This window comes from Sphingobium xanthum (assembly GCF_019737615.1).
Classification (GTDB): domain Bacteria; phylum Pseudomonadota; class Alphaproteobacteria; order Sphingomonadales; family Sphingomonadaceae; genus Sphingobium; species Sphingobium xanthum.
In genome coordinates this window covers 1-20,849 of sequence record NZ_JAHKKS010000019.1, presented here as the reverse complement: position 1 = coordinate 20,849, position 20,849 = coordinate 1, and the positions used below count along the sequence as shown (strand labels likewise).

The 20,849-nt window shown below is 63.1% G+C and carries 13 protein-coding genes; 4 read left to right on the top strand and 9 right to left on the bottom strand.

Features of this window, described 5'->3' with window-relative positions:
- Window positions 1–9: 9 nt before the first annotated feature.
- The 8 genes from KM135_RS19575 to KM135_RS19540 all read right to left on the bottom strand — a co-directional run bounded on the left by KM135_RS19575 (window position 10) and on the right by KM135_RS19540 (window position 10,567).
- Window positions 10–627, bottom strand: a complete 618-nt coding sequence (locus KM135_RS19575) for a hypothetical protein (RefSeq protein WP_221715766.1) — start codon at window positions 625–627, stop codon at window positions 10–12.
- A 3-nt stretch (window positions 628–630) separates the two neighbouring features.
- Window positions 631–2,169 (bottom strand): toll/interleukin-1 receptor domain-containing protein, encoded by a 1,539-nt coding sequence (locus KM135_RS19570; protein WP_221715765.1) that lies wholly within the window; start codon window positions 2,167–2,169, stop codon window positions 631–633.
- A gap of 342 nt (window positions 2,170–2,511) precedes the next feature.
- The gene (locus KM135_RS19565) at window positions 2,512–4,692 is read right to left on the bottom strand and encodes a TonB-dependent receptor (protein ID WP_221715764.1); all 2,181 of its coding nucleotides are present in this window, start codon (window positions 4,690–4,692) and stop codon (window positions 2,512–2,514) included.
- A gap of 14 nt (window positions 4,693–4,706) precedes the next feature.
- Window positions 4,707–4,898, bottom strand: a complete 192-nt coding sequence (locus KM135_RS19560; protein ID WP_221715763.1) for a hypothetical protein — start codon at window positions 4,896–4,898, stop codon at window positions 4,707–4,709.
- A complete protein-coding gene (locus tag KM135_RS19555) occupies window positions 4,895–6,061 on the bottom strand; it encodes a PepSY-associated TM helix domain-containing protein (RefSeq protein ID WP_221715762.1) in 1,167 nt (388 codons plus the stop codon). Before KM135_RS19555 ends, KM135_RS19560 begins: the two co-directional genes overlap by 4 nt.
- Before the next feature lie 125 nt (window positions 6,062–6,186).
- The gene (locus KM135_RS19550) at window positions 6,187–7,701 is read right to left on the bottom strand and encodes a PepSY-associated TM helix domain-containing protein (protein ID WP_221715761.1); all 1,515 of its coding nucleotides are present in this window, start codon (window positions 7,699–7,701) and stop codon (window positions 6,187–6,189) included.
- Window positions 7,698–8,273: a hypothetical protein gene (locus KM135_RS19545; RefSeq protein ID WP_221715760.1), complete on the bottom strand. Its 576-nt coding sequence runs from the start codon at window positions 8,271–8,273 to the stop codon at window positions 7,698–7,700. The genes KM135_RS19550 and KM135_RS19545 overlap by 4 nt, the downstream gene beginning before the upstream one ends.
- Window positions 8,274–8,275: 2 nt before the next feature.
- Window positions 8,276–10,567, bottom strand: a complete 2,292-nt coding sequence (locus KM135_RS19540) for a TonB-dependent receptor (RefSeq protein ID WP_221715759.1) — start codon at window positions 10,565–10,567, stop codon at window positions 8,276–8,278.
- 144 nt (window positions 10,568–10,711) lie between these two features.
- On the opposite strand from KM135_RS19540, the gene KM135_RS19535 reads away from it, so the two are divergent.
- The 4 genes from KM135_RS19535 (at window position 10,712) to KM135_RS19520 (ending at window position 19,868) form a co-directional block, all read left to right on the top strand.
- Complete coding sequence (locus KM135_RS19535) at window positions 10,712–11,086, top strand: hypothetical protein (RefSeq protein ID WP_221715758.1); 375 nt, start codon at window positions 10,712–10,714, stop codon at window positions 11,084–11,086.
- A 69-nt stretch (window positions 11,087–11,155) separates the two neighbouring features.
- Window positions 11,156–12,097, top strand: coding sequence for a pyridoxamine 5'-phosphate oxidase family protein (locus tag KM135_RS19530; RefSeq protein ID WP_221715757.1), 942 nt, complete (start codon window positions 11,156–11,158; stop codon window positions 12,095–12,097).
- A gap of 184 nt (window positions 12,098–12,281) precedes the next feature.
- Window positions 12,282–13,043, top strand: coding sequence for an SIMPL domain-containing protein (locus tag KM135_RS19525; protein WP_221715756.1), 762 nt, complete (start codon window positions 12,282–12,284; stop codon window positions 13,041–13,043).
- Window positions 13,044–13,757: 714 nt separating this feature from the next.
- Window positions 13,758–19,868: an autotransporter domain-containing protein gene (locus KM135_RS19520; protein WP_221715755.1), complete on the top strand. Its 6,111-nt coding sequence runs from the start codon at window positions 13,758–13,760 to the stop codon at window positions 19,866–19,868.
- A gap of 255 nt (window positions 19,869–20,123) precedes the next feature.
- On the opposite strand, the gene KM135_RS19515 is transcribed toward KM135_RS19520, so the two are convergent.
- Complete coding sequence (locus KM135_RS19515) at window positions 20,124–20,729, bottom strand: IS630 family transposase (RefSeq protein WP_221715754.1); 606 nt, start codon at window positions 20,727–20,729, stop codon at window positions 20,124–20,126.
- Window positions 20,730–20,849 lie beyond the last annotated feature (120 nt).

Genomic DNA, 20,849 nt, shown 5'->3' with positions numbered 1-20,849 from the left:
GTCCTATACCTACGCGAGAATGATCAGGCTTGAACCGCCGCTCGGGTGGATGCCGCCGTGGCCTTTAAAAGGACCCGAATCCTTCACGTCATGCTCGTGCCCATGGTCGTGGGGTCCCTTGAAAACGGGCGATATTCCATCGTTCTTGTCGACAAAATCGAACATGATCGGAAGACGCGTGATTTTGTGGTCAGTATTAGGACGGGGAATTCTTGCCAACGTGTCCGGCATATCAAGTTCGAAGGAACAAAGCCGTTGCGTGCCATCTGGCAACGCATAGCGACTGGGATTCCGAATGATATTGCTCGGCTGCGCACCTTTCACCTGCAAGTCCATCACAACGCCCACTCCGAATTCGGTCTGGGTCAGCTCCCCTTGATCTGGCAAGCGAACAAAAACGAGCGCTTTGCTAAATGCAGGAAATCGCATGTCGAGACCGTTACCCGCGTACTCCTTTTTTGCTTCGCGCCATTCCTCAGGCAGTTGCGCTGCCTCGATTTCCCTGAAGGCTTGGTCATATGTCGTGGAGGGATCACGATGATAAACGTGAGCAAATTCGGCAAATCCGCCAGCGCCATTTTCGATCTCGAAAAGGTAGACATCCCTCAGACCATTTTCCTCACTCATCTCTCATTCCTCCAACCGTTTGCGAAAATCTTCTAAAGTCGATTTCCATTCGACACGCTCGGGATCGAGCCGGGTCAACTCCTGCGCTATCTCCATCGCCGTGGTCAGCATCGTACGGCGGACGGGCGGTGCTTCGAAGGAGGCAAGGTAGCCATAGGTCTCCATCCGCTGTGACCTGATCTTGCGGTTATCTGGGTTCGCTGCGGCGAGCTGGTCGGTTAGCTGCAGGGCGTCCCGCCGCACATTGCGCGCATCATCGCGCCGGCCCGCCTGCTCCAGCGCAACGCTGTGCCACATCAGATTAAAGACGAGATCGTACGGCGCGCGAGAGGCGACTTTGTCCTCGCTTGCAAGCCTGATGCCCAGTTCAACGGCAATTCGGCACTTGTCGAGCGTTGCCGCGTCCACGTCCTTGCTCAGCGCGTCGATGGCGCATAGGTTACCCGCAACCAGCGCCGTGGTCCGCTGCCATTCGGGATTGCCGCTCTCCCACGCCTGAAGGTCCGACAACAGCGCCCAGCTCTTGCGAAGCTCGGCCTCAGCCTGCGCGCCGTACCCCTCGGCTTCGGACAGGACCGCCAATCGATTCAAGCTCAGGGCATGATTAAACCGGCGCCCTCGATCAGAGGGGGTATCATCCAGCAGGCTCTGGGTCGTGCGCGCCCGCTCCTCGAGATTGCGCCGCGCCAAGGCATAATTCTGACGGAACATAGCATCTTCGCCCAGCCTGCCGATCACGCGCGCGCGCCGTTCGAGGCTGTCGGGCGATAGGGTTACGAGGCTTTCTTGCCCCTCATAAAATGCGAGTGCGCGCTCGTTCACACGGGTCATCACGGCGACACCTGCAGCGCCATCGAGGTCTTCGCGCAGATCGGTCAGCATGTACTCGATCAGGCCCTCGGCAGCGACCTGCTGGCGTTGCGCTTCGCTGCGCGCTTGGAGAGCGATCACTGTCATCACCGCCATGGTTACGGCAACGGCGGTGACGAGGCCCGTGACGGCCATCACGCGCTGCATCTGCCTTTGACTATCGCGCTGCACTAAGGAATCGAGCGGCACGCCCATGACACCGGCTACCACTTTGAGGAAGCCGAGCCGATAGCCATCACCGTCCTTGCGAAGGTCCGCCGCGAGGGGCTCGCCCCCGTCATGGAGCGGCGGGGGGAAGGCTTCACCGGGCTCGCCGTTAAGCAGCGCGGCGAGGATCGGGCGGTCGGGGTGCAGTTCGCGGAACAGCGCAATTTCGCGCGCCACCCAGCGGGAATCCTTCGCAGCGGGGGAACACAGCACGATCAGCGCTTGCGAAGCAGCGAGCGCCTGCCGCACGACGGCCGACAGATAGGTTGCTGCGGGCAGATCTTCGCGGTCCCGAAAGATCTTGCCGATCCGGCGATCGGCACCGGCCTGCAACAGATGGCGGGGCAGACGATAGCTTTCGAGTTTGCGATGCAGCCGCTGCGCGGCCGCCTTGTCCGCGTGGCTATAGCTCAGGAATGCCTGAAAAGACGGCGTCGCCGCGCTCCTCCGCTCGCTTGCCTGCACGCATTTGCCCCCAGCGCGCGGCGACAGACCCGATGTGGCCGAGCAGCTCCGAATGGTAATTCATCAGTGCCTTGAAAGCTACAGGCCTTCATTCGACGGATTGTCCATCCGATTGCTTACAATAAGGCGAAGGATGCATTTGTCCCTCGGCGGCGCCATTCAGGCAAACGCCGAATGTTTGCTCCAGAAAAGAGCTGACTTTCCACCCATCACTTTTGGACGGCTGGAAAGTCCCAGTTCCGACACAGCCAGCTCTGTGAACGAGTGGCCGCTATCAGGAAGCGCAAATTATCTTTCGAATGTCTGAGTTAGAGGGCCGAGCTGTCTGGTTGCCACCGCCCCCTAAAGATCGATCGACGCCGACAGCTTGAAGGTCCGCGGCGCGCCTTGCAGCAAGTCGGGGCGGGAACTGTCAAAGGCCGACGCCCAATAGCGCTTGTCGGCAACGTTATCGACGCCGAAGCGGAAGGTCAGCGGATTATCCCCGACCAGCGTGACATAGCGCGCACCAAGGTCGAACCGGGTCCAGCTCGGCAGCCACAAGGTGTTCGCGGCATTGGCCGGCTGCTTGCCGGTGTGAACGACGCGGCCGGTCAGCGTGAGCGCCGGGACGAAGGGCAGATCCCACTCAACATTGCCGTTGATCAGATAGTCCGGAACGCCCGCCACCTGTTTGCCCTCGTTGAGGCCGTTCGTCTGGCGCCGCAGCCGCGCGTCGATCACCGAGGCGCCGGTGATGATGCGCAGGCCATTGACCGGCTCGGCCTGGATGCTGAGCTCGATGCCGCGATTGCGCTGCAGGCCCGAGGCTGCGAACCGCCCGGCATTGGCCGGCGGCGCGGGTAGCGGCACGGCGATCGCGGTGGCGCGGTCAGTCGTGAAGAACGAGAAGTTGGCGGTCACCATGTCCAGCGTCAGCTTGCCGCCGACCTCATATTGCGTGGATTTGTAAGGCGGCAGGATCTCGCCGGCATTGACGATGTTGAGCCCGCCGCTCGTCGCGGGCGCCGCTGCGCCCTGTACCAGTGCTTCGATGCGGTTGGCGTAGAGCGAAACGCCGTCGACCGGCTTGATGACGAGACCGACCACCGGCGTGATCGCATCCTTGCGATATTCGCTGGTCTGCAACCTGGTGACGTTGGAATAGCCCTTGGCGACGATCTGCTGGATGCGCAAACCGCCGGTCAGCAGGATGCGGTCGTCCCACAGCCCGATCGTGTCCGAGGCGAAGGCGCTCATCAGGCGGATGCGCGAGATCGGGAAGGGGTCGGCCATGTTGCCGCCACGCACCGTGATGGTGGCAGGTTTCGGCACCTCGATCGGATTGTAGATATTATTGTTGACCGACGACACTGCATAGAATTCGAACGCGTTGCGATTGACCAGCCAGTTCATCGACCCACCAACGTTGAACTCGTGGGTCATGCCACCCTCGGCGAGTCTTACGCGTATGCCAGTCTGCAGCGCCTCGTTGTTGTCGGTACGTGGAATGCGCGACCCGGAGACGGACGCCGCGCCGGTCGTCGCGTTGAGCAGCGACAAGGTGCTGTAATAGCCGTCTTCCGATCCATCGCGTGCGCCAAAGGCAGCATAGATCATCGCATTATCGGAGAGGTCGTACTCGGCACGGAACTGACCGTAAATGTCGCGCAGTTCCGTGAAATAATAAGGCTGACCATAGTTGATCGAGGCGCCCGGAACGGCAGGTATGCTGGCGATCGCCGCGGGCAGCGTCAGCTTGGGCCGGATCTGATTCACCCGCACCTTCTGATAGGCAAGGTCCAGCGCGAGACGCAGCGGACCGCTATTATAGTCGATCGCGCCGCCCAGCAGATAGGCGCTGCGGAACTCGTCATCGATACCCACATCGCCGCGCCTCGCTGCGCCGTTGACGCGCACGCCCCACTCGCTGTTCGCTCCGAAGCGGCGGGCGACATCGAAGCTGCCACCGACATGTGCGCTCGACGTATAATTGGCCGTTAGGCGCGTGAGCGGCTTGTTGCCGGCCCTCTTGGGCACGAGATTGACGCTGCCGCCTATGCCCGACCCGCTCGGTGCTGCGCCGTTCAGAAATGCGCTTGATCCGTTCAGCACCTGCACTGACTCGTAAAGCTCGGGCGCGATCAACTGGCGCGGCGTGATGCCGTAAAGTCCGTCAAAGCCGACATCGTCGCCGAACAGCGCAAAACCGCGGATCACGAACTGCTCTGCGGCGTTGCCGAAGCCGTAGCTCGTGCGCACCGAGGGATCATTGTCGAGCACCTGGCCAAGCGTCTGCGGCTGCTGGTTGAGGATCAGCGCGCCATTATAGCTCTTGATCGCGAAGGGCAGGTCCTCGGCCGGTTTGTTGCCGAGGACGCCGGCATTGCCGGCATGGTCCACGCCCGTGGCGTTCTCGCGCTGGGCAGTGACGATGATGTCGTCGGCGCTGGCAGCATCGCTGTCCTGAGCGTGCGCGGCGCTGGCGAATGCGGAAGCACTGACGGTCAGGCAGAGCGCCGCGCGGAAGCAGGAATTGGTCATGATCGGTTCCTTCGTCAGGAGCGCCGGGCCTTCATCGCCCTAGCAACAATGAGAACGGGCACGGCAAGTCCGGCCCAGGAGAGCGCGTCGCGCCAACCATCGCCGGTGAGCGCCGCGACCAATGCGACAGTGCTCAGTGCTGCGATCGCGATCGGCGCAGCGAAGATCGCGCGCAGGCTCTGTCGGGACGAGGAGCGCCGCGTCATTCCGCTGGCACCACCACGCCGCCGCTTTCCACCTCCCGCACATGGGCAGCGGACGAAGCGCGGCGCTTGCCGAGCCACAGATAGAGCCCGGTCACCAGGAGGATGATCGTGAAGATATCGAGCGCAGCCCAGAGGATCTTGAGCGGCAGGCCGCCATAATCCCCGAAATGCAGCGGACGGGATAACGAGAGCGACTTGTTGTACCAAGGCATCGATCGCGCCGCCGTGAAGGCGCCGGTTTCGGCATCGATCAGCGCCGGCGTCAGCAACCGTTCCGTAAGCGGAGTGTCGCCCTGAAAGAAGACGGCGTAGTGGTGCTTCGAGCTGAAGCTGCCGCCCGGAAAGCCAATGAATTGCGGGCTGTTGCCGGGCAGGACCTTGCGGGCCTGCGCCATCGCCTTGTCCAGCGATCCATAGCGTGAAGGCGAGAGAGCGCCCTTCCCCGCATATTCGTGCGTCATGCTGGCGAGCTCGTTACGCTGCCACAGCTTGTTGATGGGGTCGGCCAGCGTATTGATGACGCCCGTCACACCGACAACCATCATCCAGGCAAGCGCCACGATCCCCAGCAGATTGTGATAGTCGAGCCATTTGAGGCGCGTGCTGCGAGCGACGCGCAGCGTCCCGAAAGGGAGCTTGCGCATGAAGGGCGCGTAGAGCACGACACCCGAGACAAGCGCCACGGTGAATAACGCGCCCATGGCGCCCAGAAACAGCATCCCCGGCAGGCCCAGGAACATATCGGTGTGGAGCTGGAGCAGGAAATGCATCACTCCGCTGTCGTCTTCCTTGCCGACCAGTTCGCCGGTCGAGCGGTCGAACAGCTGAATCGTCATCTCCGATCCCGGCGAATCCGGGCGCGGCCCGGTCGTGATCGTCATCGATGGCTGGTCGTTGTCGAAAGCCATGAACAGCGGCACTTCGCCCGGACGAGCGGCCAATGCCTTGGCCATCATCGCGTCGAGCGGAAGAAGTCCTGGTGCATTGCCGGAGGAGCCGACGCCCGGCATGCCATAGCGCACCTGGTCTTCGGTCAGCCAGTCGATCTCGTCATGGAAGATCAGCGGCAGTCCGGTAATGCAGAGCATCAACAGAAAGATCGTGCAGATCAGGCTGGTCCACTTGTGGACCAGATACCATATGCGGATCGAAGAGCTCGTCACGAGCGTATCGCCCACCTTTGTTGCAACCAATTCTCAATTGCGCGTAGGCGGCGGCCAGCGACATGTCAATTGGCGCGAACCTGAGGAGGCGCTTGGCCAATCGGCCTGCGCAATGAAGACGATGGCTAGGTCAGGACCGCATCCTCATATGCGGAACTGCTCTGTTGGCGCTTCGCCAGCCGCAGGAGGAGACCGCCACAGACAAGCAACGTCGCGTCGACTGCCCACGCTACCGGATCGCCGGAAGGCCGCAGGAGGGGATGAGCCAAGGCGGTTAGGATCAGTGCAAGACCGGCGACGCACTTCAAGGCGCGCGCAATCATGTCCGGAGTTGTGCGGATCGCCAGCGCGAGCGATACTAGCGTCGCGATCCCCCAGATCGTCACCAGCACCATCTTCGACGCGGCCGCACCGGCCAGCACGACGGTCAGCGCGGCGAGGCCGATTGCGACGGGCTGGCCCCAGATCGTCGCTGCCCACAGCCGCTCGAAGCCCGGCGCGGGATTTCGCTTGTCGCGCCGCCGTGCCAGCCAGATGAGGACGCCGCCCGCCGCGAGATAGGTGAGCGCCAAGCCTAGCAAACCATAGAGGATCTTGACGATACCGCCGCCGAACCAGCCGAAGTGAAGCTTGCCGAGCGAGTTGAGGACCTTCTGGCCAGTGACGGCGTCGTCCGCCTTGTAGGTGTGATAGAGGGATCCGGCACGGTTGAAGGCATAAGAGTCCGAGTTGTGCAGTCTCCCGTCATCCTTCTCGGTATAGAAGAGCGCAGCGCCGCCCATTTCGCTGGGATGTTCGAGCATCACCATGTCGATCCGTGCGCCGCCCGAGCGCGCTTCAACCTGCGCGAAGAACGGGCGAAGATCGAGCAACGGCGCGGGACGCGGATCGTCCTTGGGCGTTTGCGGAATGAATAGCGCATAGACCTTGCCGACATCGCCCTGGAACAGCGCGATGCCGAGCACGCCGACGATGATCGTGGTCAGACCGAGCAGTGCCCCGGTCAGCGAGACGATGACGTGGAACGGCATCGCCCAGACACCAAGGCGATTATGGAGATCCGCCTCCTGCAGCCGGCGCGATCCCCCCATCCGGACATGGAAGGCGTCGCGGAAGATGCGCGGGTGCGCCAGGATGCCGGAGATCAGAGACGAAAGCAGCGCCACGCCGGTCAGCCCGACAATGAACACGCCCCAGCTCTGCGGCAGATGCAGATTGATGTGGAGCCGCGTGATGAATTCGGTCCAGGGCGTGTCACCGGACGCAACGATCACGCCGTTTGCATCGGCAACGAAGGTGCGCGTCACATGATCCTTTTCCACGGCAACCAGCGCCTGCGGCAATTCCGGTGAAGGCATAGTGATATAGGCATGTTCCACCCCGCCGCCGACCCGCTCGATCGCGCCTGCCAGTGCACGTTGCACGGCATTTGGCGACAGCGTCTCGAGACGCGGCGTTCCAGCCAGTTCCCATCGCTGGAACTCATGCGCGAAGACGGCGATCGAGCCGGTCAGGCAGACGAGGTAGATCGCCGCGGCGAAGGCGAGGCCAAGCCCGCTATGCCCCTTCAGCACCGCCCTGACGAAGTCGGCAGGAACGCGGGACAGCAGGGGTTTGCGCTGGGTGACCGTGCTGCTCATGCGAAGCCTCTCAGGATCGAGATACCGAAGCCGAAGATTGCCGTGCCGACGAGCACGGCCGTCGCGCGCAGGATGCGGCTATCGGCCAGCGTCCAGGCCATGGCACTGCCCCAAACCACGGGCACGGTCAGGCCGCCAATCACCAGCCGCGTCTGCGGCTCGCCGGGAACCCAGACCGAATAGGCGATGCCGATGGCCATGGCTGCAATCATGCCGATCGGTCCGGCCAGCAGCCAGCGCAGCGTCGTGCGCCAGGCAGTGGTCGGCCGTTCGACGGGCTCGGGCGCAAGACTGTCGCGCCCGGCCCCCGCGCGGGCTGCCTTGGCCTTGCGGAAGGTCACACCCGATGAGACGAGGCCCAGCGCCCCCGTGGAGATGGCAGCCAGCGCGACAAACGGGCCCAGCGTGGGTCCCATCACGAAGGCAGGCCAAACGAGGCTGGCCACGATGATCGCCCAGCCGGCGAACTTGTCCCCTGCGCCGGCACCGGGCTTTGCGCGCCACGCCCGGCGAAGCAGCCATGCCGCGAACGCGCCGCTCGCGACCAGCAGGAGGGCCAGTATCGCTTCCATTGTTACCACTGCACCTCGATAGCCGCGCCAAGCACGCGCGGCGCTCCCATCACGCCGCGCGGCAAACCGACCCGGGCATATTGGAAATACTGCTCGTCAAAGATGTTGGATGCGAAGGCGGAGAGGGTGAAAGGTCCAATATCGTAGCCAATGCGCGCATTGACCAGGGTGCGCGATGCCAAGCGGGCGTCCGTTTGCGGCCGTGTGATCTCCGAAAAGACCGCACTGCGATGGCTCGCATTGAGATTGAAGCGCAGGCCGTCGAGCGGCCTGACGTTCACGCCCGCTGCCAGGGTCCAGTTCGGCGCATGCTGAAATTCAAGGCCGGAAAAATCGGTGACGCTGCCGATCGTCGTTGTGAACGCATCGAACTTTGTCCGGCCGTGCCCGATCGAAGCATACCAATCGAACTTGTCGCTCGGCCGGTGTGCGGCCTCGATCTCGAAGCCGTAGAGATGCGACTTGCCGGCATTGACGATATTCGTGTCATACTCGTTCAGGCCGAAATTCGCGCTGACCTGCTGGTCCTTCCAGTCGACATAATAGACGTTGGCGTTGAGCGTCAGCGTCCGGTCCAGCCATTGCGAGCGGAACGACAGTTCGTAGTTCCAGGTGAATTCCGGATTATAGGCGAAGGTGGCCGAGCGCGCGAGATTGCTGCTCGATCCGCCCGAGCGGTAGCCGCGCTGGACCGTGAAGGCCGTCTTGATGTCGTCCGTCCAAGCCATCTCGATCCCGCCCTTGGGCAGGAAGGCATCGAAGGTCCGGTCGATCGCGACGGCGCCGCCGCTCGCCTGCGCGACGAAGCCGGTGACGGCCGCGTTGATGCCGATGACGGCCGTGTTCAGCGGTGACCCGGCCGGGCCAAACAGGAGGGGGTTCGGCAGCGGACCGGCAAGGCCCGTGACCTGCTTCACCGCAATACTATTCTTCTCATGGTCATAGCGGAAGCCGGCGAGCAGGGAGAGCCGATCGGTCAGCTTGATGCGCCCATCGGCGAACACGGCCAGGGTCTGCACTTTGCCCGAGCCGTCCGACTTGAAATCGACCGGGATGCGCGGGAGCGCTGTCCCATAGAGATTGGCGACGAAATTGGCGGTCGTTGCGTCTAGGCCGTTCAACTGGAGAAGACCGGCGATCGTGCTGACGGGCGTCGTGACACCCGTGATGCTGGTCGTCCTGATCTGATTGCTGCGATCGTAGAAGAAACCGCCGAACAGCGCGCTCACCCGATCGCTCTCGTAATTGAGCCGCAGCTCCTGCGAGAAGGTCTTGTATCGATTGCGCTGCGTATAGGCACCGTTCGCAGCTGCCGTCAGGTCATTGTCGTAACGGTTGAACTCGTTGACGATGTTGTAGGTGCTCAGGCTCGTGAGCGAGAAACCGCCACCGAAATCGTAGCGCAGGTCTCCGGTCGCAATGTCGGTCGTCAGGTCGCTGTCATTGGGATCGTTCGAGAAATTCCGGCGATTGCCGAAATAGTCCGTCACGCTCGTGTCGGTGTAGCTGAACGAATAGCCGCCAAACCGCTCGAAGCGCGTGTAGCCGAGGCGCGCCTCGAAGCCGGGCAATGCCGTCGGCGTCCACAGGAGCTTGCCGCGCAGATTGATCGAATCAAGCGGGTTCTCGTCGGTCTTGCGGGTTGGATTATAGGTCAAGCCGTCGCCGTCGCGCTTCTCGGCCGACACGCGGAACGCGAGTTCGCCCGGGATGATCGCCCCCCCGCCCGCGATGGCGAACTGTGTCGCCGTCTCGTCGGTCACCATCGCCCGCACCCGCACGCTCCAGTCCATGGTCGGCTCGGTCGTCTGCACGATGATCGCGCCGGCCAGCGCGTTCAGGCCCTGCAAGGTGGATTGAGGTCCGCGCAGGATCTCGACCTGAGCGACATCCCACATATCGGTCGGCGCGGATTGCACGAGCGCCGAGGGCAGGGCTGCCCCATCGACGAAGATCGTCGCCAGTGCCGCACCCTCGCCACCGGTTACGCCGCGATTGGCAATGCCGCGAATGGTGAAACCGGAAACGCCATAGGTTTCCGTGACATTGGCCGTCCGTTGCAGCACGTCCTGCAAGCTGACCAGATTCTCCTCCACAACCCGCTTCGCCGTCGTAACGGCAACGCTGGCGGTCGTATCCTGCAGGGACCGCGCGACCTTCTCGCCGGTGACGACAATCTCGTCGCCCGTGCCCTCGGCTGCGTCAGCGCTGTCGGGCGTCTGCGCGGTCTGAGCAACGGCCGACCCGGAAAGACAGATGGCGCTCAAGCCTACAGCCGCCAGGAAACTCCGCATGAAATACCCCCTTGTTTTCTCAATGGGGCGGCTATCGAAAGTGCTATTGCGAGTCAATTGCGATTAAGTATCAGTCCTGTCGTCTTTGGGGTTGCCTTTTTGCGAATCGTTCGCAATAATGATTGGCGAAACTGGAGAGTCATCATGGAACTGGCAGCCGATCAGCCGGCAGATTTTCGTACGTTGTTGCTTCGTGGAGCGCGATGCTGGCGAGAAGCGCGCGATGCCAATCACGAGGTTCGTCCTGCGCTCTTCGCCATGCTTCGCCCCTTGAAATACGACATGCTGGCGCCCGTGCTGAGCGGCCTTCTCCGCGTCTATGAGGCGGCGCTGGGACGCAAATTGCGCGTGGGCGATGCGACCGACCTGTCCGAGGACGAACAGCTGTTGGTTCAGCTCATCTCGGGCGTTCAGGACCGGCGTGCATGCCTGCATTGCAATCAAGGTGTTGGTTCGGCGCTTGATGGCGCGATCTGCTCGGCACGGATCATGATCGCGACGATGGGACGGCGGCCATGATGACTGACGCCTCCATAATCCGGGGACGAAGCTGGCCTGCGGGCCATCATCGGACGGACGCCAGCTGCGGTGCATCTCAAGGTGATCGACCATCTCGACGAGATGGCGCTTCACTGGATTGCACGTTCCCCGCTCGCCTTCGTGGGAATGGGAAACGAAACGGGCGTTGCGACGACACTTGCCGGTGGCGCGCGTTCCTTTTGCGCGGGTGACCGGGAAGCGTTGCGACTGCCCCTCGCCGCTCTGGACGATGCGGATCTGATAAGGGTCGGCAGCGCCTTCGGCGCCTTGTTCCTCGTACCGGGCATCGGCGAGACGCTGCGCGTGAACGGACAGGTAAGCGCGATCGAGGACGACACCGCGATCATCTCGGTCAGCGAATGCTACGGCCACTGCGCGAAAGCGCTGATCCGCTCGGATTTCTGGACGGCCGATCCGATCGACATCTCCTACGCCACTCCCGTCGCCTTCACCCTGGCATCCCGTTTCATCGCGTTCGCGACGGTAGATGCCGATGGCCAGGCCGATCTCAGCCCTAAAGGCGATCCGGCCGGTCTCATGGTGCGGTTCGACGGCGAGGAATTGTGGTTTGCCGACCGTCAGGGCAATCGTCGCGTCGACAGCTTCCGCAACATGATCACGCAACCTCGCGTCGCCGCGACGTTGCTGGTACCGGGATCGAGCCAGATCCTGAGCGTACGCGGCGTTGCGAAGATGACGACAGATGCTGCAATACGCGCCCTGTTCTTGGTGAAGGACAAGACGCCTCTGCTGGCCATCGGAATCGCTATCGACCAACTCGATTTGCGCGAGAGCCCCGCATTGCGCCGGGCCGGACTTTGGCCGGTGACCGAGGCGGACGAGACAATCGATGCTGCGAAGATGTTCGTCGGCCATGTGAAACTCAACCGCGACAAGGGCCTGACCGCAAAGGTAGCCAGTGCCGTGCTTTCCGTGCCCGGCCTAATGAAGAGCGGATTGGCAAAGGACTATGAGTCCAACCTTTACTGAACAGCTCGTTGTTGGCGACGACGATCTATAACAATGGGATAAGTCAGATATGCTCATTGGTTGCTTAGCTCTGGACTGACGAGCGCAACTTCCCAATGCTGGCGCGTACTGGCCCATGCTTGATCTGTGGCCTGCGCCGAGACACCATCCACTAGGCTTACAGCTCTCTCACCGGAGATTTCCTATGCGCCGCTTTGCCGCCCTCCTTCCGATCATATTGCCGTGCGCCGCAATAGCCCAATCCGGCGAAGAGCCGCGTCCCCGGATCATCGTCACGAGTGCCGCGACGATCCCGAGCCCGCCCGACCGTGCCGTCGTTAGCTTCTCGGTCCACGGCGAGGGCACAACCAGTGATGAGGCCGTTCAGTCCATGGTGGCAAAGCGAGACGCGATCGAGAAGGGACTGGCGGGTATCTCCGCCCGCCCTGAGATACGGGCAGCGCAGGTCGCAATCGCCGAGGTGCGCGGCCGAGATTGCAATCGAAACAGCTATGGCAATCCACGCCTCTCGACCGGCGAATGCGCGATCGTTGGCTATACGGCTGATCTCCAAGTGGAGGTCCGGACTGCAGCGGTGAACGAGGCCGGTACGATGGTGTCGCTTGCTGGACGTCTTGGTGCGACCAACCCTCGCATCGACCGCTTCTTCCTTGCTGAAGACAAGGAGATCCGGCGGCGCGGGATCACCGAGGCGCTGGCCGAAGCGAAGCGACAGGCTGAAGCCATCGCGCGCGCTTCCGGCGTGACGCTGGGCGGCATCCTTAGCGTCTCCAACCTCAGCTTCAACGGACCAGGCCCCTATGACGAAATCGTCGCCACGGCAGAGCGCGTCAGCGCGCCGCCTCCGCCACCTCCACCGCCGCCGCCGCCAGTGGCGATCGGACTGAAGCCTCGCGCGATCGAAACGCAGGTGCGAGTACAAGTGGTCTACGCGATAAAACCCTGACGGACAGACGTCACTGTCCCAATCCGCGAGTTAGCTAAATAGGTAATGCAGAATGGATGGCTGTAGTCGGTCAGATTGACTTCAGGTCAAATGTACGACTTTTGAGGACGGCGCCGGTTGTCGGAAGGCGAGGTGAATGAATGACCGCTATCGGGCAGCGTCCGAGCGATCACGAATGTCCGAAATCAGGGCGGCTGCCGACCAGATTGCGCCGTTCCGAAGCAGGCATTTGAATGTCCGCTTAAGCCAAAACCAGTCGTTTGCACGCCTCTGAACGTCCGGGCAGACGCGCCCCTGAATCTGGACATTCGAGCGCGCCAGGACTGCCCCGATAGTGGCCGTCCGTTCGGCAAGCCAAATGATTTCTGTCTCAGATTAATCGCTTGCCCATCCATTGTGGTCCCCCCCATTGTCCAAAAAATTTGCGGGGCATTGATGCAAGACTTGAAATGTAAGCAGGGGGTGAGGCTGCTGACCTCGGTGGCAGCGCTTATCTTTCCAGGCGCACCGACCTGGGCGGAATGCGTTCCCGGTTCTCCGACTGTCGGACAGACCATTATCTGTGAAGACAACGGCTCGATTGTTATCAGAGTTAGCCACACGTCTACGCTCGTCAGAGCAGGCTCAAATGTTTCGGAGATTGGTGTTGCGCCGCCGGCGGGGTTCAATTTCACCAACAACATCGCGACGATCAATGTCGAGCAGGGCGCGCAGGTGGGCAATATCCGCGCGCAGGTGCCGTTCGACAGCGCGGGGTGGGCGCGGATCGCGCTGACCAACGGGGGCACGATCGCCGCTCTCAATGGCGCAGACGATGCGGGCGGCCGTTTCGAGAGCCTCTCCAATCTCGCGACCGGCGTCATCGGCCCGATCCGCGGACAGGTGAACCTGTTCGCCAATGCCGGGCTGATCGATGGCGGCACGCAAAGCGCTTATGTCGATGCACCGGCACCGCAATATTATGGTCAGGGGACGGTCGGCAACACGGGCACGATCCGCACCACCAGCGCCGACGCGACGATCCGCCTCTACCGCGCCTTCAACCCCAATCAGCATGTCGACAATGTCGGCCTTATCGAGAATCGCGGCACCGGCTACGCCCTCGAAGGGGTCTCGATCCTCTCCCTGACCAATAGCGCGACCGGTCGGATCGAAAGCGAAGGCACCGCCATCGCCGCGCCGAACCTTGTCGGCATCACCAATGATGGCCTCATCCGTGGTGGGACGACTGCGATCCGCACCAACGGAACGCTCCAGCTCACCAATCGCGGCACGATCACCGGTGACATCATTGCCAGCACGGCCGGACAATATCAGGGTGCGCGGATCGACAATCGCGGCGGCACGATCAACGGCAATGTTCTGCTCGGTGCCGGTAACGACGTGTTCCTCGCCGACCTGACGACCGCCAATCCGCTCGGTATCATCACCGGGACGCTGGACACAGGCGGCGGCATCGACGCGATCCGCTACGAAGTGAGCACGGATACGGTCCTGCAATCCGCGCCAACCGTGCCGGCCGGCTTCGAACAAGTCCAGTACGGCATCGGCAAGAATTCGACACTGACATTTGCAGAGAGCTACGCCAGCACGAGCCAGGTCGCGCTTGGCGGTGGTGACCAAGGTTTCTACAACCCCAACAACCGCTTCATCAATCGCGGACGCATCGACACGGCCGGCGTCGCCCTCTCGACCGACGCCGGGCCGTCGTCCGGCCTCACGATCATCAACGAAGGTGCCATCACTGCCAGCCTTGCCGGTGCAGGGGACTTCGCGGTCCGGCTCACATCGGTGGGCGCCTTCACCAATGCCGGTTCGATCACCGGAAATGGCGGCGGCGGCGTGCAGATCGGTAGCGGAAACAACTGGACGAACAACGGCTCGATCATCGCGACGGGCATGGCCGTCCAGTCGAGCCAAGTCCTCAACAACAGCGGCCTCATCCGCTCGACCGGCGGCGTCGGCATCCAGCTCAGCGGTCATTCCAGCACGGACTCGATGAACAGCGGCACCATCGAGGGCGCCACGGTCGGCATGCAATATGGCGGGAACGTTCTGCGCAACAGCGGGACCATCCGGTCTGCCGCCGGCAGGGGCATGGAAATATCCGGGGGAGCCGTCCATAATGAAGCCGGCGGCATCATCTCGGGCGGTCAGTCGGCAATTACCGGCGGCCAGTTCATCGGTGGCGCGCGGATTTTCAACCAGGGCACGATCAACGGCCATGTTCTGCTGCGCGGCGCGAGCCCGGCAAGCGCGACTGGAAACGTCTTCGTCGCCATGCCCGGTGGCCTGCTCAACGGCGACCTTTATCTGGGCGACGGCAACGACCTGTTCGTGACCTCGTTCGTCAACACCGGCCCGGGCGCCTATGCGGGCGTCACCGGCAGCGTGACCGGCAATGGACAGCAGAGCATGCGTTATATCGTCGATCGCAATGTCAGCGCGACGATCCAGCGCGGCGGCATCTTCAGCCAGACGGGCTACGAACTGTCGAATGGCGTGCGGCTGACCCTGGATGCGCCTGCGCCGGTCGACTTCACACTCGACCTGGCAGGCGAAGGCAGCGTCGATCTTTCGGCGGACTTCTCCGGCACGGGTGATCGCACCCTGATCGATATGCGCAAGACTTCGGTGCTTTCCCCGCCACCGCAGGGACGCGAGCCGACCAGTGCGCTCGATGTCATCAGCCGCGGCACGATCAGTGTCGTGCAGAGCAATTCGAGCAGCTATAATGCGGGGATCGTGACAGCGACCATCGGCAGCCGGTTCGAAAATGCCGGGACGATGACCGCCCGGGCCGCAACCGGCGGACAGTTGACCGCCATCACGAGCAGCGGAACCGTTATCAACAGCGGCACGATTTCCCTCGACGGCGCGACCGGCGTCGCACCGCTCATCAGCTATACTGCGGACCGCCCGACCTTCATCAACACCGGCGTCATCGAGCAGATCGCCGGCGGACGGGATGCGCGCGGCGTGGTCGGCGCGGGGACAGTTATCAATCGCGGCACCATTAGCACCGGCGGCGATGCGATCCGCTTCGATACCAATCAGGCAGAGTCGCTGACGAACGAAGGCACAATTAGCAGCGCCAACGGGCTAGCCGTGTTCGGCGACACCTATGTCTCCGCATCCGTGATCAACAAGGCTGGCGGGCTGATCGCGGCGACTCCGGGCCGCAACGCAATCCAGTTCAACAATCGCGGCACGATCGAAAATGCCGGGACAATCATCGGCAATGTCTTGCTGGGATCGACGAGCTTCTTCTCCACTGGCACGAACGTCTATCATGACCGCGGCGGCACGCTCAACGGCAACCTCACCTTCGGCGACGGGGCGGACATTCTGGTGGCCTATGGCAACCAGCTCGGCATTACGGGCACGATCGACGGCGGGGCCGGCATCGACATGTTCGCTCGCCTCTACGATAGGAGCGCCACAGTCGATATGGGCGGGCACACGCTCCCGACGAGTTTCGAGGCCGTGGGCTTCGGCGCATCGGGCGCAGGGACCACGGTGACGCTCACCGGTTCGGGTAGAGGATCGATCGGTGAGATCGGCCTGTTCGGTGACGGCACCATCATCAACAAGTCGACCATCGCCAGTGGTGGCGCGGGCGCGAGCCGCGTGGTCAGCTTCGGCATCACTCGCGGTGTTCCGAATACAGCGCTCGGCTCGAGTCTGGCTTTCATCAACGAAGGTGAGCTCGGCGACGGCGCGCTTGGGATCGTGCGCAGCTTCACGAACGAGGGAATGATCAACGCAGGAAACCGGCAGATGGCGCTCAGCCTCGGGGCGAGCGGCGGCGATTTCCTGTTCGCGAATGAGGGCATCATCCGCTCGAACGCAACGAGCACCTACCCATATGACGTGTATCTCTATCCTGCTGGCGATACCGACCTGGCCATCGTCCGCAACAGCGGCGAGCTTCAGGGGCTGATGTCGATCAGCATGACGAGCCGCCGCTTCCAGTTCGAGAATAGCGGCACGCTGACGGGCCGGAGCAGCAGCCCGTTCAACACGGGCGGCGTCCTGATCTCGCTGGACTCTCCCAACAGCTTTCCAGCCGCCGCGCAAGTCAGCGAGGAAGTGTCGTTCGTCAATTCGGGCAGCGTGACGGGTGGCATGACCATCGCAGCCCGCACGGAAACGCTGAGCGTCGCAAACAGCGGGACCGTGTCGAAGGATCTTTCCGGCACCGCGCTCAGCCTGCAGCAGAGCCCGCGCGCATACATCGCAGACCAGTCAACCGATCAGAAGGTGATGACGTTCGCCAATAGCGGAACCATCGATGGGCGGGTCAGTCTCTTTTCATCCGCCGTCAAAGCAACCGCCAGCAATAGCGGCTCCATCAAGGCGATGGGTAAAGCCGCGCCATCGTCCGGCGTGGCGCTGAGCCTTACCACCTACACGCAGCAGGCGGCGGAGGTTTCCCTGACCAATACGGGATCCATCTTACAGGACCAGCCGGGTGGCATCGCGGTCATCGCCCGATCGACGCGATCTGTGGATGGCGGGCTGGGCACCTCGACAGTCAAGGTGGTCAACAGTGGAAACATCCTCGCCAACGCCGGTGGGCATGTCTATCCCGTCGACCCTTTCGATGGCGGCGGATTGGTGATGACGCCGTACATTCCCGGTCAGAATGCACCTGCGGATCCGTTATCTTCTACGGCCATGCTTCTTCCTGCAATCGGACTCGTCGCAGGTGGGAGCGCCTCGACGGCCTCGTCGCTCGTCATCGAGAATCTGGCGACCGGCCTCATCGCCGCGTCCGGCCCGATCACAAGTTCCGGCGGGACATCGGCTTCAGCCGGTTTTGAAGGGTTCGGCGCGATCGCGATTGCCGGATCGGCCGAGACGACGACGATCACAAATCTCGGCACGATCCGCGGCGGAGCGGGCGGAGTGCTGCCCGTAGACGTGCGGTTCGATTTCGGCGGCACGGGCGATTTTGTCGGCGGCGCGATCCACATGACCGGTTCGGTGGACACCGTCATCAATGGATCAACCGGCCTTGTCGTCGGCGCGATCAGCCTCGGCGCGCGCGACGACCGGCTGGAAAATGCCGGCCGGATCGAGGGCGACGTGCATATGGGCACCGGCAACGATGTGGTGGTGCTGCGCAGCGGAGCCCAGTTCACCGGCCGCGTGCAAGGCGGCGAAGGCAATGACCGGATCGAATTCGACATGGGGTCGGCCTATGCTGCGCCGACCGAGATCACCCTCAATCGTTTTGAGGCGTTCGAGACTCTGGTAAATCGCGCCGGCGTCAACGCCTATTCGGGCAGTGGCGCAATCGCGCAGACCAATGTTCTGGGCGGATGGCTGATCGGCCGTGCGGGATCGAGCCTGACAGGCGATGTCTCAATCGGGGCCGGCGCCCGGTTCGGCACGGCGGGCGTGGTGAACGGCAACATCTCGGTCGCGGCGGGCGGTATCCTCGAGCCGGGTGCGTCACCGGGCACGATGACCGTCAACGGCAATGTCGCGCTGGCGGGCGGATCGACCACGCATATCGAACTTTCGCGGAGCGGCGCAAGCGACATGCTGATCGTCAACGGCACGCTCGCCATTGCCAGTGGAGCTGCACTCTCGCTCACCAGCGATGCCCCGCTGCTGCCGGGCAGGCGATATGACATCATCGCCGCGACGACCATCACCGGCAGCTTCGCGACCGTCACCCAGTCCGCCACTGTGCCGGGGGCGATCCGCTTCGGGCCGGCGGGGGTCTCGCTGCTCGCTACCTTCGCCCTGCCGACCGGTGCTTCCGCGCAAACGACCGGCACGATCGGCTATGTCAACGATCTGATCCTGACCGGCCGCGCCAGCGCGGCGCTGACCAGCGCCTTTCCGACGCTGCTCGCCAACGGCGCCGCCGATCCCGCCACCTTCTCGCGCATCAGCGGCGAAGCCTATGCAAGCGCATCCCAGCTGGGCATCGAGAACGGCCTGAGTCTCGCGCGGGCGATGCGCATGCCCTTCGTCGCGACGGGTGGTGAGGGGCTGTTCGCCTTCGGACAGGCGCTGGGCAGCTGGCGCACGCTCGATGCCAATGACACCGCCGGCACGGCGCGCGCGACGAGCCGTAGCGGAGGGTTGCTCGCCGGCATCGGCCTGCGGCGGGGTAATAGCGCGATCGGCGGCTTCGTCGGCTATATCGATGGCAGCCAGAGCATCGGCGCGCTGGGCAGCCGAACGAGCGCGGACGGCGTAGTCGCAGGACTCTCCGGCCAGTTCACCGACAATGGTTTCGTTCTGGGCGCCGGCATCGCCTATGACTGGAGCAAGGCCACGACCTGGCGCGACCTGCCGGGGGGCGGCAGCGCCAATGCGGGCCATCGTCTGCGTGGCCTCGTAGCCGATCTATCGGCTGGCTATCGCGTGGCGCTCGGGCAGGGTTGGGTCGTGCAGCCGGGTGTCGGCTTTAACCACGTCTCTTCCCGTCGGGGCAGTGCCGTGGAAGGGGGCAGCCCCGCCTTCGCGCTCGCCGTAGACGGCCGGCGCACGCAGGCGAGCTTCCTTGATGCACAGGTCGCGCTGCGCGGCGGTCAGCGGGACGGGGCGACGATCGAGCCTTGGCTGGAGGCGGGACTTCGGCGGCAGCTTGCCGGGCGCACCCCGATCGCGGAGGCGGGCTTCATCGGCGCACCGCGCATGAACGGGGTGGCCGGCGCGATGCGACCCGAGACGTCGGCGACCGCCGCCGCCGGCCTCGCCATCCGCGCGAGCGAGCGCATGCGCCTGCATACCGCCTATCGCGGCGAGTTCGGCAGCGGGGCCGGACATAGCGTCAATCTGGGGGCAACGCTGATCTTCTGATCGGGATGCCTACGCAGCCACGCGAACGTCCGTTTTCAGCGAGGCCGGACATTGCAGACCCAAGGCGCGAACGGCGGCTTGGTCCCCATGACCAGGAGTTCGCTTCCGGCGGAAGGCGACCAGACCCGGGCGCTTATATCAGCTACTAAGAATCCCTGCTTCGGACAAAAGCTGCCGATAGGGAGCCCCGAAGCGGATCCTCAGCTACGCGCCCGGTTGCTGTTGTTGAGCCGTCGCGTTTAGGGTCTTTCTGATTTAGATTGAGGCATATCCGGCACCTCGGATGTAGTTGGCGAATTCGGTGGGCGGGAAGTGGTCGAGCAGTTTTCCGATGCGTCGCCAGGTTGCCTCGGCAGTTTTTTCATTGGCCTTTCGAAGCAGGCGCTTGAGCTTGGAGAACATCTCTTCGATGGGGTTCAGATCAGGCGAGTAGGGCGGCAGGAAGAACAGCCTGATGCCCGCTGCCTTGAGCAACTTGCGCACGCGGCTGCCCTTATGACTGCCGAGGTTATCGACCACGACGATGCTGCCGGGCTCCAGCTCGGGGATCAGGAACTGCTCGACCCAGGCGGTGAAGCTCTCGCCGTTGATCGGACCATCGAGGACGCACGGAGCGAGGATGCCGTCGTGGCGCAGACCGGCAATGAAGGTCAGCGTCTTCCAGTGCCCGTGCGGCACCTTGTCGATCAGCGCCTCGCCCTTTGTATGCCAGCCATGAGTGCGCGTCATGTTGGTCTTGGCCCAAGTCTCATCAATGAAGACCATGCGCCTGGGGTCTACCCGGCGCTGGACCCAGCGCCAGCGGGCGCGGCGGCGGACGGGACTGTCAGATATTTTGTGCGCGAGGCCGGTTATCGTCATCAGATGACGAACCGCTCGCCGAAGATCACGGCGAACTGGGTTTTTGCCTCGGCCCACTCGCGCGGTGGCCGTTTCCATTCATCGGCGGCCTTGTTGAGTACGAGGTATAGCAGCTTCATC

Bases quoted from the DNA above. Each gene is read 5' to 3' on its own strand.
- KM135_RS19515 (WP_221715754.1), bottom strand. From the start codon at position 20,729: ATGACGATAACCGGCCTCGCGCACAAAATATCTGACAGTCCCGTCCGC.
- KM135_RS19560 (WP_221715763.1), bottom strand. From the start codon at position 4,898: ATGACGCGGCGCTCCTCGTCCCGACAGAGCCTGCGCGCGATCTTCGCT.
- KM135_RS19540 (WP_221715759.1), bottom strand. From the start codon at position 10,567: ATGCGGAGTTTCCTGGCGGCTGTAGGCTTGAGCGCCATCTGTCTTTCC.
- KM135_RS19575 (WP_221715766.1), bottom strand. From the start codon at position 627: ATGAGTGAGGAAAATGGTCTGAGGGATGTCTACCTTTTCGAGATCGAA.
- KM135_RS19550 (WP_221715761.1), bottom strand. From the start codon at position 7,701: ATGAGCAGCACGGTCACCCAGCGCAAACCCCTGCTGTCCCGCGTTCCT.
- KM135_RS19545 (WP_221715760.1), bottom strand. From the start codon at position 8,273: ATGGAAGCGATACTGGCCCTCCTGCTGGTCGCGAGCGGCGCGTTCGCG.
- KM135_RS19535 (WP_221715758.1), top strand. From the start codon at position 10,712: ATGGAACTGGCAGCCGATCAGCCGGCAGATTTTCGTACGTTGTTGCTT.
- KM135_RS19525 (WP_221715756.1), top strand. From the start codon at position 12,282: ATGCGCCGCTTTGCCGCCCTCCTTCCGATCATATTGCCGTGCGCCGCA.
- KM135_RS19565 (WP_221715764.1), bottom strand. From the start codon at position 4,692: ATGACCAATTCCTGCTTCCGCGCGGCGCTCTGCCTGACCGTCAGTGCT.